The following is a 290-nucleotide window of genomic DNA, read 5'->3' as shown; positions in this document are numbered from 1 at the left end:
GCCGCCCGTGCCGGCGAACATGGCAAGGGCTTCGCAGTCGTCGCCTCGGAAGTGCGCAAGCTCGCCGAACGCTCGCAGGCCGCTGCTGCCGAAATCAGCGCGCTCTCCGGCGAAACGGTGCAGGTTGCGACCGATGCCGGCGAGATGCTGAACCGGCTGGTTCCCGACATCCGCAAGACCGCCGAGCTGGTCGCCGAGATCTCGGCTGCCTGCCGCGAGCAGGATATCGGCGCCTCGCAGATCAACGAAGCGATCCAGCAGCTCGACAAGGTGACCCAGCAGAACGCCGG

Annotated in this window: 1 protein-coding gene; it reads left to right on the top strand. The window is 67.6% G+C overall.

What is annotated here, in order from left to right:
* Positions 1-290, top strand: a 290-nt coding sequence (locus tag HV823_RS27000; protein ID WP_246302021.1) for a methyl-accepting chemotaxis protein, incomplete at both ends; no start/stop codon positions are given.

This window comes from Mycoplana rhizolycopersici (genome assembly GCF_013378445.1).
Lineage (GTDB): Bacteria > Pseudomonadota > Alphaproteobacteria > Rhizobiales > Rhizobiaceae > Mycoplana > Mycoplana rhizolycopersici.
Note: the sequence above shows the minus strand (reverse complement) of the source record. Positions and strands in the feature narration are given on the sequence as shown.